General features: G+C 45.9%; 17 protein-coding genes. All 17 read right to left on the bottom strand.

Annotated features, from left to right (window positions below):
• Positions 1-154: 154 nt before the first annotated feature.
• The 17 genes from ftsH to NSA57_RS00250 all read right to left on the bottom strand — a co-directional run bounded on the left by ftsH (position 155) and on the right by NSA57_RS00250 (position 16358).
• The gene (gene ftsH, locus NSA57_RS00330) at positions 155-1969 is read right to left on the bottom strand and encodes an ATP-dependent zinc metalloprotease FtsH (RefSeq protein WP_257463676.1); all 1815 of its coding nucleotides are present in this window, start codon (positions 1967-1969) and stop codon (positions 155-157) included.
• A 16-nt stretch (positions 1970-1985) separates the two neighbouring features.
• Positions 1986-2519, bottom strand: coding sequence for a hypoxanthine phosphoribosyltransferase (gene hpt / locus NSA57_RS00325; protein WP_138271331.1), 534 nt, complete (start codon positions 2517-2519; stop codon positions 1986-1988).
• Complete coding sequence (gene tilS, locus NSA57_RS00320) at positions 2512-3921, bottom strand: tRNA lysidine(34) synthetase TilS (protein ID WP_257463675.1); 1410 nt, start codon at positions 3919-3921, stop codon at positions 2512-2514. The genes hpt and tilS overlap by 8 nt, the downstream gene beginning before the upstream one ends.
• Before the next feature lie 24 nt (positions 3922-3945).
• The gene (locus tag NSA57_RS00315) at positions 3946-5439 is read right to left on the bottom strand and encodes a SpoIIE family protein phosphatase (protein ID WP_257463674.1); all 1494 of its coding nucleotides are present in this window, start codon (positions 5437-5439) and stop codon (positions 3946-3948) included.
• A gap of 110 nt (positions 5440-5549) precedes the next feature.
• Entirely contained in the window at positions 5550-5864 is a 315-nt protein-coding gene (locus NSA57_RS00310) for an FtsB family cell division protein (RefSeq protein WP_022066498.1), read from the bottom strand.
• Entirely contained in the window at positions 5818-6300 is a 483-nt protein-coding gene (gene yabQ / locus NSA57_RS00305) for a spore cortex biosynthesis protein YabQ (protein ID WP_178709549.1), read from the bottom strand. The genes NSA57_RS00310 and yabQ overlap by 47 nt, the downstream gene beginning before the upstream one ends.
• Before the next feature lie 3 nt (positions 6301-6303).
• Positions 6304-6585, bottom strand: coding sequence for a sporulation protein YabP (gene yabP / locus NSA57_RS00300; protein WP_022066500.1), 282 nt, complete (start codon positions 6583-6585; stop codon positions 6304-6306).
• Between the two features lie 68 nt (positions 6586-6653).
• Positions 6654-6893 (bottom strand): RNA-binding S4 domain-containing protein, encoded by a 240-nt coding sequence (locus NSA57_RS00295; protein WP_138271327.1) that lies wholly within the window; start codon positions 6891-6893, stop codon positions 6654-6656.
• 76 nt (positions 6894-6969) lie between these two features.
• Positions 6970-7248 (bottom strand): HU family DNA-binding protein, encoded by a 279-nt coding sequence (locus tag NSA57_RS00290; protein WP_022066502.1) that lies wholly within the window; start codon positions 7246-7248, stop codon positions 6970-6972.
• A gap of 198 nt (positions 7249-7446) precedes the next feature.
• Positions 7447-7833 (bottom strand): MazG nucleotide pyrophosphohydrolase domain-containing protein, encoded by a 387-nt coding sequence (locus tag NSA57_RS00285; protein WP_138271326.1) that lies wholly within the window; start codon positions 7831-7833, stop codon positions 7447-7449.
• A gap of 12 nt (positions 7834-7845) precedes the next feature.
• Positions 7846-9579 carry a phospho-sugar mutase gene (locus NSA57_RS00280; protein WP_257463672.1) on the bottom strand — a complete coding sequence of 578 codons (1734 nt, stop codon included), beginning with the start codon at positions 9577-9579 and terminating at the stop codon, positions 7846-7848.
• Positions 9580-9776: 197 nt separating this feature from the next.
• A complete protein-coding gene (locus NSA57_RS00275) occupies positions 9777-10760 on the bottom strand; it encodes a CotS family spore coat protein (protein ID WP_257463671.1) in 984 nt (327 codons plus the stop codon).
• 199 nt (positions 10761-10959) lie between these two features.
• Positions 10960-12291, bottom strand: coding sequence for a CCA tRNA nucleotidyltransferase (locus NSA57_RS00270; protein ID WP_257463669.1), 1332 nt, complete (start codon positions 12289-12291; stop codon positions 10960-10962).
• Between the two features lies 1 nt (position 12292).
• Positions 12293-13732 carry a proline--tRNA ligase gene (gene proS, locus NSA57_RS00265; protein ID WP_022066507.1) on the bottom strand — a complete coding sequence of 480 codons (1440 nt, stop codon included), beginning with the start codon at positions 13730-13732 and terminating at the stop codon, positions 12293-12295.
• Between the two features lie 523 nt (positions 13733-14255).
• Positions 14256-14744: a deoxycytidylate deaminase gene (locus tag NSA57_RS00260; RefSeq protein ID WP_022066508.1), complete on the bottom strand. Its 489-nt coding sequence runs from the start codon at positions 14742-14744 to the stop codon at positions 14256-14258.
• A 121-nt stretch (positions 14745-14865) separates the two neighbouring features.
• On the bottom strand, positions 14866-15297 hold the full coding sequence (gene rpiB, locus NSA57_RS00255) for a ribose 5-phosphate isomerase B (protein WP_022066509.1): 432 nt from the start codon (positions 15295-15297) through the stop codon (positions 14866-14868).
• Positions 15294-16358 carry an L-threonylcarbamoyladenylate synthase gene (locus tag NSA57_RS00250; RefSeq protein WP_257463667.1) on the bottom strand — a complete coding sequence of 355 codons (1065 nt, stop codon included), beginning with the start codon at positions 16356-16358 and terminating at the stop codon, positions 15294-15296. The genes rpiB and NSA57_RS00250 overlap by 4 nt, the downstream gene beginning before the upstream one ends.
• Positions 16359-16611: the final 253 nt, after the last annotated feature.

Below are 16611 nucleotides of genomic sequence, written 5' to 3'. Positions count from 1 at the left end.
CTTCTTATGGGGTGTAGCAAAAACTATATAATGTATTGGGGGGTTTTTACGATATATATAATACCATGGGTCAACAAATAAGTGTGCACAAAGTTCACAAAAATGCATATTTGTTTTTGGATATATTGTACATGCGTATTTTGCCACTATGATTTTACGCTGTAAAAAGTGCCTCAAACTCGTCTCTCTGCACCTTTTCCTTCTCTAACAGAAGAGCTGCGCATTTATGGAGCACATCTTCATGCTCAAGAATAATCTCCCTGGCTTTCTTATGACATCCGTCAATGATCCCATGGATCTCCTGATCAATATCTTTTGCAACCTCTTCACTGTAGCTTCTCGTATGAGCAAGATCTCTTCCGATAAATACTTCATCCCCTTCATCACCGTAAGCGATCAGTCCCATTTTTTCAGACATGCCATACTGCATGACCATTGCCCGGGCTGTTGTGGTTGCACGCTTAATATCATTGGATGCTCCTGTGGTGATATCTCCGAAAATAATCTCTTCTGCCACACGGCCTCCAAGGAGAGTAGTGATATCCTGAAGCATTTTTCCTTTTGTATTAAACATCTCGTCATTTTCCGGAAGAGGCATGGTATAACCTGCAGCGCCTACTCCTGTGGGAATAATGGAAATCGTATATACCGGATCCATATCAGGGAGCACATGGAACAGGATCGCATGGCCTGCCTCATGATAAGCAGTGATCTTTTTCTCTTTTTCGGAAATAACCTTGCTTCTCTTCTCTGCTCCGATGCCAACTTTAATAAAGGCATGCTTGATGTCCTGCTGCATAATATAGCTGCGGCTGTCTCTGGCAGCCATGATCGCCGCCTCGTTCAGGAGGTTTTCCAGATCTGCACCTGTAAATCCTGCTGTTGTCTGAGCAATCTGCGCCAGATCCACATCCTCGCCAAGAGGCTTATCCTTTGCATGAACCCGAAGGATCTCCTCGCGGCCCTTCACATCCGGACGTCCAACTGCAACCTTGCGGTCAAAACGTCCCGGACGGAGAATCGCCGGATCCAGAATATCCACACGGTTCGTGGCAGCCATTACAATAATTCCTTCGTTGACGCCAAATCCGTCCATTTCCACAAGAAGCTGGTTCAGAGTCTGCTCGCGCTCATCATGACCGCCGCCCATGCCGGTTCCCCGCTGTCTTGCGACCGCATCGATCTCGTCTATAAAAATAATACAGGGCGCATGGCGTTTTCCTTCTTCAAACAGATCTCGGACACGGGAAGCTCCCACACCTACGAACATCTCCACAAAATCTGATCCGGAAATAGAGAAAAAGGGCACTCCTGCTTCTCCGGCAACCGCTTTTGCCAGGAGAGTTTTACCGGTTCCCGGAGGTCCTACAAGAATAACACCCTTGGGAATCCTTGCGCCTACGTTTGTATATTTCTGAGGCGCTTTTAAAAAATCTACAACCTCAACCAGATCTTCTTTTTCTTCCTGAAGTCCGGCTACATTCTGAAATGTTACTTTTTTGTCGTCCGGAAGCATCATTCTTGCACGGCTTTTACCAAAGTTCATCATTTTGGCATTTCCTCCGCCTCCTGACATCTGTCTGTTCATCATCAGGAAAAGGAACAGAATCAGTCCTCCTGTAAGAAGCAGAGGAAGAAGTGTGGTAAGGAACACATTCTGCTGAGGAACATCTTTGACCAGAGGAGCAATATTGTTTTCCTCCAGCATTTCCTGCGCCTCCTTGACATCTGTTACATAGACACGCTTCTGTCCTTCGTTCTCAATATCTGCAGCCACCGAACCGGTAGGTACTTCCCTGTTCTGATAAATCACCGCATCATTTACTCTTCCTTCTTCTGCTGCCTGCTCCAATGCTTCTATGGTATAGTCATTCTGACCTGACACCTGGCTGTTCAGATAAAAATATCCGCCCACCAGCAATGCGATCAAAATCAGATACAGGCCAATTCTGCTTGGCTGTTTATTCACTTAACTGAATCTCCTTTCATTCTTCTGTGTCCAGTTCTACCACGCCGATAAACGGGAGATTACGATATTTCTGGGCATAGTCCAGACCATATCCCACAACAAATTCATCCGGGATATTGAAGCAGCAGTAATCTACTTTTACATCCCTCACTCGTCTCTCCGGTTTGTCCAGCAGTGTACAGAGGCGGACACTGTTTGGATTACGTCCTTTGAGGATTTCGATCAGATAGCTGAGAGTTCTTCCTGAGTCGATGATATCCTCCACGATCAGCACGTCCTTGCCGATCAGAGGCTGATCCAGATCTTTGACGATTCTTACCACACCGCTTGATTTTGTGTCATCTCCATAGCTGGACACAGACATAAAGTCAAGAGATACCGGAACAGTGATCCTTTTTGCAAGTTCACAGGTAAAAAATACTCCACCCTTTAAAACACAGATCAGATGAATCTCTTTTCCTGCATAATCTTTGCTGATCTTTGCGGCAATCTGTCTGATTCTTGCCTCCACTTCTTCCTCGCTGAGTAATACTCTGATTTTTTCACTCATGATATTTTCCTCCTTGGTATTTGATTTCCAGCACATTCTTTGTCTCTGATGTGATCTTATACCTTTCATTCATTCTTCCGCCCACGATCCAGAGAACCTGGCTGCCTTCTGTGATCAGAGGAATCTTATCCCTCTGTTCACAGGGGATTTTTTCATCGATCATACACCGCGTCAGTTTTTTGCGATGCCCCTGACTGTTTACAGTAAGGTAATCTCCTGTTTTTCTGGTACGGACAGATATATCGTATTTTATTCTATCATAATCCAACCATTTCGTATACTTTTTTTCACAAATCTTCTGGTCTGACCAGGAAAAGATTTTTGTTTCAAAATTTCCCAGACTACAGGCAAGGCTTCCGTTTAAAGGAAGCTGATATTCCCGGGATTCCCTGTCCGGATCTTCAGGATTTTTCTTCCTTATGATAATTCCTTCATATGTTTTCGCTGCCTCCAGATTATATGGAAGCTTTACTGACGCTCCGGTACGAAGTTCAAAAAGCTCCAGCACTGCACGCACATGTATCAGAGAAATATCCTTTCTTTTGCCTGCAAGCTTTTCAACAGCATTTCTCACCGCATACTTCCGGATAATTTCAGGATATTTCAGGAAACTTTTTTCAAAAAGGATCTCTCCCTTTTCGGTTCGGCATTTTTCTGCCAGTGAAGCGCCTTTTTCCTGAAAGTAAGCCTCCGCCTGTCCAATCAGCTCAGATGTCTCTGCCATATGAGCCACTGTCTTTTCATTGATTTCACTTTCCAGAACAGGAAGTACATGGTGCCGGATCCTGTTTCTGGTATATTCGTCCTGAAGATTTGTGCTGTCTGTTACATAGGGCAGATTTCTTTCTCTGAGATATTCATTAATTTCCTTCCGTTCCAGACAGAGAACCGGACGAATGATCCCATCCTCTGCCGCTTTCATGGAAGAAAGTCCCCTGAGACCGGTTCCTCTGCAGAGATGATGAAGCATAGTCTCTGCCAGATCGTTTCTGTTGTGCGCAAGAGCGATTACCTTCTTTTTTTCCCCTGAAACCGGTACTCCGGCAAGCGCTTCTTCAAAAGCCTGCCTCCGGACTGTTCTTCCTGCTTCCTCCAGCCCGGTTTTCCACTGTGCGGCAAGCTTTGGAACATCAAAACAGTATACTCTGCAGGGAATTCCCATTTTTCTGCACAGTTTCTCTGCAGCCTCCTGATCTCTTTGCGCCTCTGCGCCCCGGATCCCGTGATTTACATGAACGGCTGTGATCTGAAATCCGTATTCTTCTTTCAGTCTGTTCAGAATATCCAGCATGGTCACGGAATCGCCTCCGCCGGATACTCCGGCAGCCACCGCGCCGCACTGATCGAACATCCTGTTTTTTTCTGCAAAAGCACGGACCTTTGCATAAATCTGCTCCTGCATGTCTGCTTTTCTCCTCTTTTGTTTCTACTTGCGCAGCACACTGGCCACCAGCACAGTCATATCGTCTCTGGCCCGGTAATCGCTGTATCCCAGCACCCGTTCCAGAATCCCTCTGCTGACCTCTCTGGGATTTTCCTCCTGCACGTCCATAATGATTTCCTTCATGGTTTCCTCTTCTCTGTCCAGAGGAAGAGCATCCAGAACTCCATCCGTCATCATGATCAGGTAATCTCCATGATAAAGTTTCCGGGAAGCAGTATCAAAGTCGATCTGCTGAACCAGTCCTGCTGCAAGACTTTCCGAAGAAATTGCCTCAACCCAGTGGTCACGCTTAATAAAAGTGGATGCAGCCCCGGCCTTCAAAAAACTGCAGATTCCTGTATAAAGATCCAGAGCGCAGATATCCACTGTGGAGAACATTCCCTCTCGTCCTTTCAGCACCAGAGCAGAATTCACCATTCTGGCTGCTGTCTCCTGGGTAAATCCGGATTCCAGAAACTGCTCCAGAAGCTCCACCACGATCTCGCTCTCTCTGCAGGCATCCATGCCGGAACCCATTCCATCAGAAAGACACATCACAAACTTTCCGCCTTCTTCCTGTCTGCAGATATAGTTGTCCCCGGAAATCTTTTCTTCCTCTCTTGTAAGCTTTGCCACTCCGTACATCACCTGATAGCTGACGTCTTCCACAAAATGTACCGTATGGTATTCGCCGTTTACAATGCCTCTGCTGTCAGCGGCAGAGGTCATAGCGCACTCGCACAGACCTGAAAGGAGCTGAGAAACCTCTGTCACAGATACACACTGGCCGCTTCTGGCTTTCATAGTAAGAAACATCTGCCTGTGCCCCTCTACCTTATCCATAACCCAGGCATTTTTCAGCACAATATGACGTTTTTTCAGAATCCGGCGAATACTCTCCTGAAACTTCGGGTCTGCCGGAGAAATATCATAAATATCTTCTGCCACCATTCCCATGATCCGGGATATCTCTGTCAGCTGCTGTGCCACTGCCAGCCTGCTTTCGATCATGCGGTTGCTCCATACCAGATTCTGTTTTTCCTTCTGAAAACGCTCTCTGACTGTTTCCAGATACTGTATGGATTTGCCGCAGATCTCCGCCCACTCCTGACGGATCATTTCTACAGCCTCCTCATCCCCCTCTTCCATGGCGCGGATCATTGCCTCTCCGCCCTGCTTCAGAGAACCGGAATTTTCTCCCCAGCATATTTCTCTGTGATAGCATCTGCTGCACATTTCCTCATTGGTATCCTTCAATATCGCGTCAATCTGACCGGAGCTTAAATATTCTTTCCGGTAGGGCATCCCGTAAAAGGTATCTGCCAGCTTCTGGAAAGAAGCCGCATACCGCTCCACCTTCTCCTTCTGAGGATGGCTTTCTCCGGGAGCAAAGGGTTCCTCCTTTTTCGACATTTGCCCCGTCAAAATAGTTTTTGCCATGTCCCGGAAAATCAGCAGTAGGCTGATCACGAGCATGGCAATAATCCATTCCTGCATATTTCCCCTCCCCTTTACACACTTCATCAAGTGCCATTATAAAGGACAGGTTCCAAAATATCTGTCAAACACAGGCGAAAGCAATTAAAAACTTTTCGCCAAAATCCGTGTTATTTTTCTTCTTCAAACACTATCTCATTATCTTTTACAAGCCCCAGTCTGTCTCTGGCAACCTCTGCCGCATACTCATCTGTCTGCATATACTCTGTGCGCTTGTCAATTTCCTTTGTCCGCTCTTTTTCATCAGAAATCTGCTGTTTCAGCTCTGCTGCCTGGGCGTCATAATAGGCAATCCTGTTTCTGAGGCTGTGACTTTTCATTGCCAGGCCGCCAAGAAGCAGAAGAACAACAACTGAAATAACAGCCATTCCCAGATAGTTATTCGTTATTCTTTTTTTGCTTTTCTTTCTTTTTGACTTTTTCAACCTGACTGATCCTCTTTGTTTTAAAACCTTTTCTTTTTTGCATAGTTTGATACTTATACAATAAAATACTACATCTTTTAAAGAGAAATAGCAACCTCTTTGTTGAAAATTTTACAAAATTCACCGGAATCCCGCACAGAAACACAAGAATCCGCTCAAACAGATCTGCCACCGTCCCCCGGCACAGAACAGCTCCCAGAATACTTCCTGCAAAAAGAAAACATCTGAGGGTTCCCTGATTGAACCTGTATATCACAGAGAACATAAAAATCCCTGCTGCAGTCCAGTAAAAAAGGTCTTCCACATCCACTGCCCAGGACGGATGGGAAATCACTTTTCTCAGGGCAGTCAGAATCTTATAAAAGAGAAACAGAGCCGCCCCCATCACCACAGACAGAAGAAACAGTACTGCCTCATACTCCATATAACCGCTCATATTTTACCGGAACATCCGCTTCAGCAGAGATTCTTCTTTGTTTTCTGTCTTTTTTGAAAGATAGGTTAAGCTGTTTATTTTTCCTTCAATATCGGCCTCTCCCTTTTCCAGATTCAGTCTCCGCACATGGAGCAGTTCTCCTTTTACAGAAAGTCTTCCGGCCTCTGTTTCCAGCAAAATCTCGCTTTCATTAAAGGAATGAATGTCCCGGACGCCTGTAACCGTGCCCTCCTGTCGGTTATCAAGGGACAGTCTGTGGGCGCACATTGTTTTTTTCTCTTCCAAGGGTCAGCCTCCCATTGTTTCTTTCCATAAACAATGTATGAAACAGCCCTTATAAATAGACGTAAAAACTACAGATAGCGGAACATACTTTCCGCCTCTTCCTTGCGGACTGTCTCTTTTACATCAAGAACTTCCACCTTAACGCTTTTTCCGCCAAACTGGATCTCCACAATGTCTCCGGCCTTTACTGCCGCAGAAGCTCTGGCAGGTTTATCATTAAGCAAAACTCTTCCCGCATCACAGGCTTCGTTTGCCACTGTTCTTCTTTTAATAAGACGGGAAACCTTCAGATATTTATCAAGACGCATACAAAATCTCCTGTTCTTTTTTTCTGTATTCTATAGAAAAAGGGGGAACACGCTGTTCCCCCTCTGCTGAACTTTATTATTTATCGTTTACAAGATCCTTTAAAGCCTTACCAGCTTTGAATTTCGGTGCTTTGGAAGCTTCGATTTTCATGGTTTCACCAGTATGAGGATTTCTTCCTTCTCTTGCAGCTCTCTCGCTTACCTCAAAGGTACCAAATCCTACAAGCTGAATTTTTCCGCCTTTTTTGAGCTCGGATGCTACAACATCGGTGAAAGATTTCAGGACTGCTTCTACATCTTTCCTGGAAAGATTTGTCTCTTTCGCCATTGCTGCTACTAATTCTGTTTTATTCATGGTGTTTCCTCCTATAAATGCTCTCTTTCTTTATTATCGCGTTATGCTTCCTGTCGATCACACGCTATTTACTATTTATATACCTTTTCCTGTAGATTGTCAAGGTTTTTTGTGGCAAATCCCCGTAAACCGGGGCTTTCAGGTTACTGTGAACGGAGTAAAAAGTAACGCTTCCGGCTAATGCTTCTGAAATACTTTTCAGAGCTTTTTCGTCTTCCTGCTCTTTTCGATTTCTTTCAGCTGATCCCAGGAAAGAGAGGTCATTGTCTCATCCTCCGGAACAAAGATTTTCGGATGACGAAACTGCATTTTTGAAGAAATACCATCGATCACATCCTCAATAGTAAACAGCCCCTCTTCCTGGGCGATCACACTGTGGAGAGCAACCTGAAACAGCACGTCTCCCAGCTCCTCACAGAGATTTTCACTGTCATTCTGTGTTTTCAGACGATCAATTCCCTCCAGAAGCTCATTTGTCTCACTGATCAGATAAGGTTTCAGACTTTCATGAGTCTGCACCTTATCCCAGGGACAGCTTTTGCGGATTTTTCGCACCACTTCCATAAATTCATCAAAATTCTGCATCTTCTCACCGCATTACATCATTGTATTGACCATATCAAGAACAGCCTTGCCCATGACTGCAGACTTTTCATCTGCATCCTCAAGGGAAGTTCCTTTTACTCCATAGTAGAATTTTACTTTTGGTTCTGTACCGGACGGGCGGACACATACCCATGCATCATCTGTCAGGTCATAGTACAGAACATTGGAATTCGGAAGTCCGGTAGGCTTCACCTCTCCGGTTGCCAGATCTGTAATGGTATCCTTTTTATAATCTCTTGCAGAAACTACCTTATGTCCTGCAAACTCTGCCGGAGGATTCTTACGAAGAGTATCCATGATCTCCTGGATCTTCTGAAGTCCCTCAATTCCTTTCAGAGTAATGGATTTGATATCATCCTTATAATATCCGTACTGGTCATACATCTCGATCATTGCATCCCAGAGAGTTTTTCCCTGAGTCTTATAGTAAGCGGCAGCCTCGCACAGCGCCATTGTAGCCACAATCGCATCCTTATCTCTTGCGTATGTACCGATCAGGCAGCCATAGCTCTCTTCAAAACCGAAAAGATAAGTTCCCTTTCCGCTGTTCTCAAAGCCCAGAATCTGCTGACCGATAAACTTAAATCCTGTCAGAACCTCAATGAGATCAACGCCATAGCCTTTTGCAATGGCATCTGCCAGATTGCTGGTAACAATTGTCTTGATCAGAGCGCCGTCCTCCGGAAGACTTCCGTTTACTGCTCTGCGCTGTCCGATCTCATAGTTTGCAAGAAGACAGCCAGACATATTTCCTGTCAGGTCATGGTATTCGCCGTTTTTATCTTTTACGCGCACACCCAGACGGTCTGCATCCGGATCCGTGGCAAGAACAAGATCCGCATCCACTTCTTTTGCAAGCTTCAGGCCAAGTTCAAAGGCTTCGGCTGCTTCAGGATTCGGATAGCTTACTGTAGGGAACGCGCCGTCCGGAAGCTCCTGCTCCTTAACAACATATACGTTTTCAAAGCCCAGCTCCTTCAGGATCCTTCTTGCAGGAATATTTCCGGTTCCGTGAAGAGGTGTATAAACGATCTTCAGTTTTTTGCCCTCTGCCTCAATGGCATCCTGATGGATCACCTGTTTTTTCAGCTCTTCCATATAGGCATCGTCAATCTTCTGGCCGATCACTTCATAAAGGCCTGCTTTTTCTGCCTGGGCCTTGTCCATGGTTTTTACAGTATTCCAGTCGGAGATTGCCTTTACCTCTCCCATGATTCCGGTATCATGAGGCGGAGTGATCTGAGCGCCGTCCTCCCAGTATACCTTGTATCCATTGTATTCCGGCGGGTTATGGCTGGCAGTGATATTAATTCCCGCAACACAGCCAAGGTGACGGACTGCAAAAGAGAGCTCCGGTGTAGGTCTTAAAGACTCAAAAATATATGCCTTAATTCCGTTTGCAGCAAGACAGAGAGCTGCTTCCTGGGCAAACTCCGGTGACATATGGCGGGAATCATAGGCAATTGCAACACCCTGGGACTGTTTGCCCACTTTTGCAATATAATTTGCAAGCCCCTGGGTTGCTCTTCTTACTACATAAATATTCATACGGTTTGTACCTGCACCGATGATTCCGCGCAGGCCCGCCGTACCAAATTCCAGATCCATATAAAAACGTTCTTTGATTTCATTCTCTTCTTCTGCGATGTTCTTCAGTTCCTCTTTTGTTGCATCATCGAAGTATGGGTTCGCAAGCCACTGCTCATATACTTCTCTGTAATCCATACCGCTGTACCTCCCTATATCTTTTTTAAACTGCGCTCTGCGAAGTTTATGATTTCTAATTATACACCTGTTTTCTGAAAAAGGGAAGTCTGAACAGTTTCTCCTTCATAAAATTTCAGGCTCCGGTGACCCCCAAATCTAAAATTCCCCGGAAACATGCTGTGTAAACAGTATATAAAATTCCTTCTGTCTGTATTTTAAAAATTGTATTCTTTAAAACATTGTTCTCCGAAAGCTTCCCATTTTTCTTTCTGTCTGATCAGCGCCTGAAGCTTTTCCGTATTTTTTTCAGAAATCCATGCTTTGTTGTGGGTATAATAGTAGTTGGACAATTTCCAGAATTTTTCCGGATAAGTAAACCGGATCTTCAGGTTTTCCCACTCTTCTGCGGAAATCGGGCGGATTCTGTGGTATGTTTTTAGCATTTCTTCTGCTAAATTTATATTCCAGCCTGATTTTTCCAGTATTTTTCTCATAAAGTGGTAAAGATCTCCGATCTGGATTCCAAAACACCAGTGTGAGAACCCTGTTACTGCCGTCTTTGATTTCAGTATCAGAACGTTATGCTGATTGTATTCCCCGTGGCAGACTGTGCCTTCTTCTTTTGCCTTTTCCCGAAGGTCTGCATAGGAAGACGCCCTGAGCATATTTACAGCCAGCTCTCCTCTCGCCAGAAACCATTCCACAGATTTTAAATATTCCTTTTCAAAAGCACACGCAGGACCTTTTTTTCTGATAAATCTGCGAATTTTCCTCAGTTCCTGATTATGGCGCTGATACTCGTCATTCAGATTTTCTTCCATATAAGAAAGGTCTGTCGGAAGTTTCATTTCTTTATGGATCCCGGCAAGCATCCCCACTGCCTGCAGAATCTGTTCTCTGGATCTTGTATCACATTCCCGCCCTTCATACCAGCGCTGAAGAGTATAGGAAATTCCATCCCGGTCAGTTGAAATAAGCTCTCCTTCTTTATTTTCCAGAAAGGTATCTACCAGACAACCATTTTCCTCCAGCTTTAAAAGAAGCTCCTGCTGCTTCTGAAGTTTTTTTCCCGAGCCTCTCTGTTCACGTAATACTGCCGGACTTCTGTCAGTCTGACAGAGAAGTCCTCCTCTGGTACGGGCTGTACTTTTTACAGTCAGCTCGTACTGTTCCAGAACGCTGAATCCATAATCATACAAATCTGCTTCCCCCTCATTTTTTGTACTTTCTATACTTATGTACAGAGGAGCGGAAATTATGCGTAGCTGTTCACACGGTACTGTCCCGCCAGGTATTTTGTCATGTTCTTTGATTTCTGATCCTATTTGTAGAAAAAATCCCTCCACAGAAAATTTCTGTGAAGGGATCTCTCCTATACGTTTCATGCTTTCTGAAATTTTAATCCTGATTTTCTTTCACCAGCTGCATCAGCGTTTCCTTCTGATTGTCTTCCGGATATTCCAGAACATGCTCCAGAAGCTGATTCAGAATTTCTCCCAGATAAGGGCCCGGCTTATAACCGGCCTGAATAAGATCTCTGCCTGTAACTGCCAGACTTTTCAGGGAAACACACTGTTTTTTCTCCACGATCTGCTCATAACAGGATTTCACACCTTCCAGCCGCTCTTCCTTTTCCCGGCGCTGATAAGTGCTTTGCGCCAGCATATCTGCTCTCTGGACCTCCAGATAAAGTGGAAAAATATCTTCCCCGATTTTGTTGACAGAGCGGCGTACATTTGGCATCTGGGCTGCCGGTCTGGCGTCATGCCACTTTACAAGCCGACAAACCTTATGGATGGTGTCATTATCAAATTTCAGCCGGCGCAGAATGGATTTTGCCATCTGCTCACTTTCCGGTCCGTGCATTTTAAAATGATCGCGGCCATTTTCGTCCGTTATTTTTACCACCGGCTTACCAATGTCATGAAGAAGCATGGTCAGGCGAAGAACCTTGTCCGCTCTGACGTGCAAAAGACTTTTCAGAATATGTTCGCCTACTGTATAACAGTGATGGGGAGTATTCTGATCAGTTTTCATGCACACATCAAACTCCGGCAAAAACTCTGCTGTCACCCCTGTTTCATATGCAACGCGGAGGTAGTCCGGATTGGGGGAAACAAGAAGCTTTACAAGCTCCACCTGGATTCTCTCGGCGCTGACCAGTTTAAGATTGGGAGCCAGAGCGCCGATGGCTTCCTTTGTACTCGCTTCTATGGTAAATCCCAGCTGGGCGGAAAAGCGGACAGCTCTCAGAATCCTCAGCGCATCCTCCTGAAACCGCTCCATGGGATCACCCACGCAGCGGATCACCTTTTTTTCCATGTCATTCACTCCGCCAAAAAGATCTACAAGTCCCCTCTCAGGATGATATGCCATGGCATTAATGGTAAAATCTCTCCGTTTCAGATCCTCTTTAAGATTTGAGGTAAACCTTACTTCTTTGGGATGACGGCCATCCTCATAGTCGCCGTCCACCCGGTAAGTAGTTACCTCAAAGCCTTCTTTTTCTATGAGAACAGTTACTGTTCCATGCTGAAGTCCGGTATCTACAGTTCTTCTGAAAAGCGCTTTTACCTGCTCCGGAGATGCAGATGTGGTAATATCCCAGTCATCCGGACAGCGTCCCAGAATGGAATCCCGGACACAGCCGCCCACTACATAGGCCTCATATCCGTTCTGTTCCAGCGTATTCAGAATAATTTCCGCACCGGAAGGTATATTCAGCTTCATCTTAGTATGCTCTTCCCCAGTAAACCATTTTTTTCGCAGGTTTTCCGCAGCATACGCACACATCGCTTAAATGCTCCTGCTCAAACGGCATACATCTGGAAGTTGCCTGTACGTCTTCCTTGATCTTGTCCTCGCAGGCCTGATCGCCGCACCACATTGCTTTTACAAAGCCCGGTTTCGTGTTGATAGTCTCTTTAAACTCTTCATAGTCCGTTGCAACATAGGTATGAGCTTCCCGGTGAGCACGGGCTCTTTCCAGCATATCCTTCTGCATGGTGTCAAGAACTTCCTGAACCTTTCCTGCCAGCTCCTCAAAAGTTACCACATATTTTTCCCGTGTATCACGGCGGCAGATCACAGCCTGTCCGTTTTCGATATCCTTGGGACCGCACTCAATACGAACCGGAATACCGCGCATTTCCTGCTCGGAGAATTTATATCCCGGACTTCTGTCTGTATCGTCCACCTTCACGCGGATTCCTGCAGCTTTCAGAGTCTCAAACAGCTCATCTGCTTTTTCCAGAACGCCCTCTTTGCGCTGCTGGATCGGAATGATCACAGCCTGTACCGGCGCGATTCTCGGAGGAAGCACAAGACCGCTGTTGTCACCGTGAACCATAATGATGGCTCCGATCATACGGGTTGTCATTCCCCAGGATGTCTGATGAACATACTGAAGCTTGTTTTCTTTGTCTGTATACTGAATACCGAAGGCTTTTGCAAAGCCGTCGCCGAAGTTATGGCTGGTTCCGGACTGCAGAGCCTTTCCATCGTGCATCAGAGACTCGATTGTATAAGTCGCCTCTGCGCCTGCAAATTTTTCTTTATCTGTTTTCTGGCCTTTTACAACCGGGATTGCAAGAACTTCCTCACAGAAGTCTGCATATACATTCAGCATCTGAATGGTTCTCTCTTCCGCCTCTTCAGCTGTTGCATGAGCAGTATGGCCCTCCTGCCACAGAAATTCTCTGGAACGCAGGAACGGACGGGTCGTTTTTTCCCAGCGGACTACAGAACACCACTGATTGTAAACCTTTGGAAGATCTCTGTGGGACTGGATCTCCTTCTGATAAAAATCGCAGAACAGAGTCTCAGAAGTCGGACGCACACAGAGACGCTCCTGAAGAGGATCCAGGCCGCCGTGAGTTACCCATGCAACCTCCGGCGCAAAGCCCTCTACGTGATCCTTTTCTTTCTGAAGAAGAGACTCCGGAATAAACATAGGCATGTAAACATTCTGAACGCCTGTTTCTTTGAATCTTCTGTCCAGCTCATTCTGGATGTTTTCCCAGATGGCATAGCCGGCCGGCTTGATCACCATGCAGCCCTTTACGCTTGTGTAATCGCAAAGCTCTGCCTTTTTTACTACGTCAGTATACCACTGCGCAAAATCTTCCTCCATGGAAGTGATGGCTTCTACTAATTTTTTCTCTTTTGCCATGATCATTCTCCTTTTTTCAATACTGTTATTTCCTGTTTCCGGGACTGGGAAGGACAGAATGCACTACTTTCCCGGTAAATAAAAAAGCCCTTCCAATCCCTGCAAAGGGACCGAAGGACTTCGGCGGTACCACCCTGATTAGCAGTACCTCCTTAAACAGCTGCCCCGCGGACAGTCTGTATTTATACTGCTCTCTCCTGTTTCTTTAACGCAGAAATACGCCGTACTTCAATTGCACGGAGCTCTGAGGCCGGTTCCACGGTTCGCGCACAAAATCCTCACACCACCGCCTGACAGCTGAACAGGCTTCGGGATTTCTCTCTGAGATTGCTCTGCGTGTACTATTCTCTTCTTCGCCGTTTTCTGTTTTCAGTTGTGTTTCCACGAACTTTTACTCATTGTATGCGAAAAAATCTCCTGTGTCAAGCCTCCTGAACGGAAAACCCGGAACAAATCCCGCACTTTTATGGCTGCCCCGTAAAAATCTGACAGAATTTTCTGCGCAGACAGCATTTTTACCTTTTCAGACAGTAATCCTGATCTCTCTTCCGGTACGGTTGTATTTATAGTATCTGACGCCGGCTGCATCCAGCATACGCTTGGACGCGATCACGGACGGAGTATTTTCATATTTGTCACAGTCATATACAATGGTTTTGATCCCGGACTGAATAATGGCCTTGGCGCACTCATTACAGGGAAAAAGTGAAACGTAAAGCTTCGCGCCCTCCAGGCTTCCGCCTCTGTAATTCAGGATTGCGTTCAGCTCACTGTGAGTCACATAAAGATACTTTGTGTCCAGGGCATCGCCCTCTCTTGCCCACGGAAACTTATCATCCGAGCATCCCATAGGAAATCCGTTGTATCCCATGGAAAGAATCTTGTTGTCCTCACTTACAATACAGGCTCCCACCTGTGAATGAGGATCCTTGGACCGCATCCCGGAAAGCATTGCCACCCCCATAAAATACTCATCCCAGGAAATATAGTCCATTCTTTTTTCTTTCTCCATTGTAAAACCCTCCCCATAATACTTTATAAACTGCCTGTTGTCTGAGATCAACAGGCTTTTTGATTCAGATAAACAGGCCAAACCCTTTACAGCTCGTCCTGTCCCCTTTATCTTCTTTATATCAGTCTGTCTCTATCTGGCTGATTCTGCGAATATGTCTTTCGTCATTGGAAAACGGTGTGTTTAAGAAAGTATCCACGATCTTAAGCGCAAGACCTGCGCCTACAACTCTTCCTCCCATTGCCAGAACATTGGCATCATTGTGAAGTCTTGTTGCCTCTGCGCTGAAGCAGTCTGTACAAAGTGCTGCGCGGATTCCCTTAAATTTATTTGCTGTAATGGAAATTCCAATACCTGTTCCGCAGATCAGGATTCCCTTTTCACATTCACCATTCTGTATCGCTCTTGCCACTTTTTTTGCATAAACCGGATAATCAACAGCCTCCTGACTGTCGCATCCATAGTCAATATACTCTATATTCTGCTGATCCAGATGCTTTTTAATCTCCTGTTTCAGTTCAAATCCACCGTGGTCACATCCTAATGCTATCATTCCTGTTCCTCCTGTACGTTTATAATCTTGTGTCCTGCAGCTTTTAAAAGCCTGTTCATAATCGCCTGTCCCATTCTGGGCGTATAAAATGCCTCTGAGTAAATAGCGCTGACGCCATCCCCGTCAAAATCCCGAAGCACCTCGTAAAGATGATGGGCGATCGTCTCCTCATCCTCCCTGCTTCCGATACTCCGCACAACTCCGTTTTTGTACAAAGCCGACGTTTCGTCTGTGGCAATGATCCCCACACGTCTGCCCTGACTTACCGCTTCTTCTGTCATACGGTTTATATAGGCAATTACCTGCTCTGTATTTCCCTCCACAACCGCAAGATCTGCCTTTGGCGCATAATGACGGTATTTCATTCCCGGAGCTTTTGGATGAACACTGCTGTCTGTGATCAGAAGCCCTCTGTCCATTCGCACCTCACCCAGAATTTCCTGAAGCATTTCCAGAGAAATATATCCCGGTCTTAGCACTACCGGAATATCCTCTGTAAAATCTACGATCGTAGATTCCAGCCCGATACCAACCTGTCCGCCGTCCAGGATCATATCAATGGCATCTCCAAGGTCCTCTTCCACATGCTCTGCTCTGGTAGGACTTGGACGGCCCGATGTGTTTGCGCTTGGAGCCGCAACAAAGCCTCCCGCCGCCTTGATCAGCTCCTGCGCGATCAGATCACTGGGAAACCGGACTGCAACGCTGTCAAGACCGCCGGTCGTCTCCCCGGGAACAATCTCTGCTTTTGGAAGAATCATGGTCAGAGGCCCCGGCCAGAATTTTTCTGCCAGAAGCTGTGCCTTTGCAGGAATTTCTGACACGATTTTGGGCAGACTGGACATATCTGCAATGTGAATGATCAGAGGATTGTCTGACGGACGTCCCTTTGCAGCATAAATTTTCATGGATGCCCGGGGATCCAGGGCATTTCCTCCCAGTCCATATACGGTTTCCGTAGGAAAAGCCACCAGCCCTCCGTTTTGCAGTATCTGTCCTGCTCTTTTTATGGCCTCTTTATCCGGATGCTTCGCATCCATACTTACAACCTCTGCTCTCATCTTCTGCAACTCCCTGTCTTTATTGGTATATACCTGCAGTTTTTATACGACTGCATATCATTTCCGGCATGTATTTTACTCAGCCCATTCAGACTGTCTGTTCAGATGTTTATTATAGTTTATTTTTCAAAAATATACAACCTGCAGTTGTACCTGCCGGATCTGTTCCCCTGTACAGCTTCCGGATTCTGCTGTCCTGCCTGGGGACAGCCCATAGGATCTGCATGCAGCTTAACAGGGACATACCTTTTCT

It is taken from the genome of Blautia caecimuris (assembly GCF_024622975.1).
GTDB lineage: Bacteria > Bacillota > Clostridia > Lachnospirales > Lachnospiraceae > Blautia_A > Blautia_A caecimuris.
The sequence above is the reverse complement of the archived record's forward strand: the minus strand, read 5'-3'. Positions and strand labels throughout refer to the sequence as shown.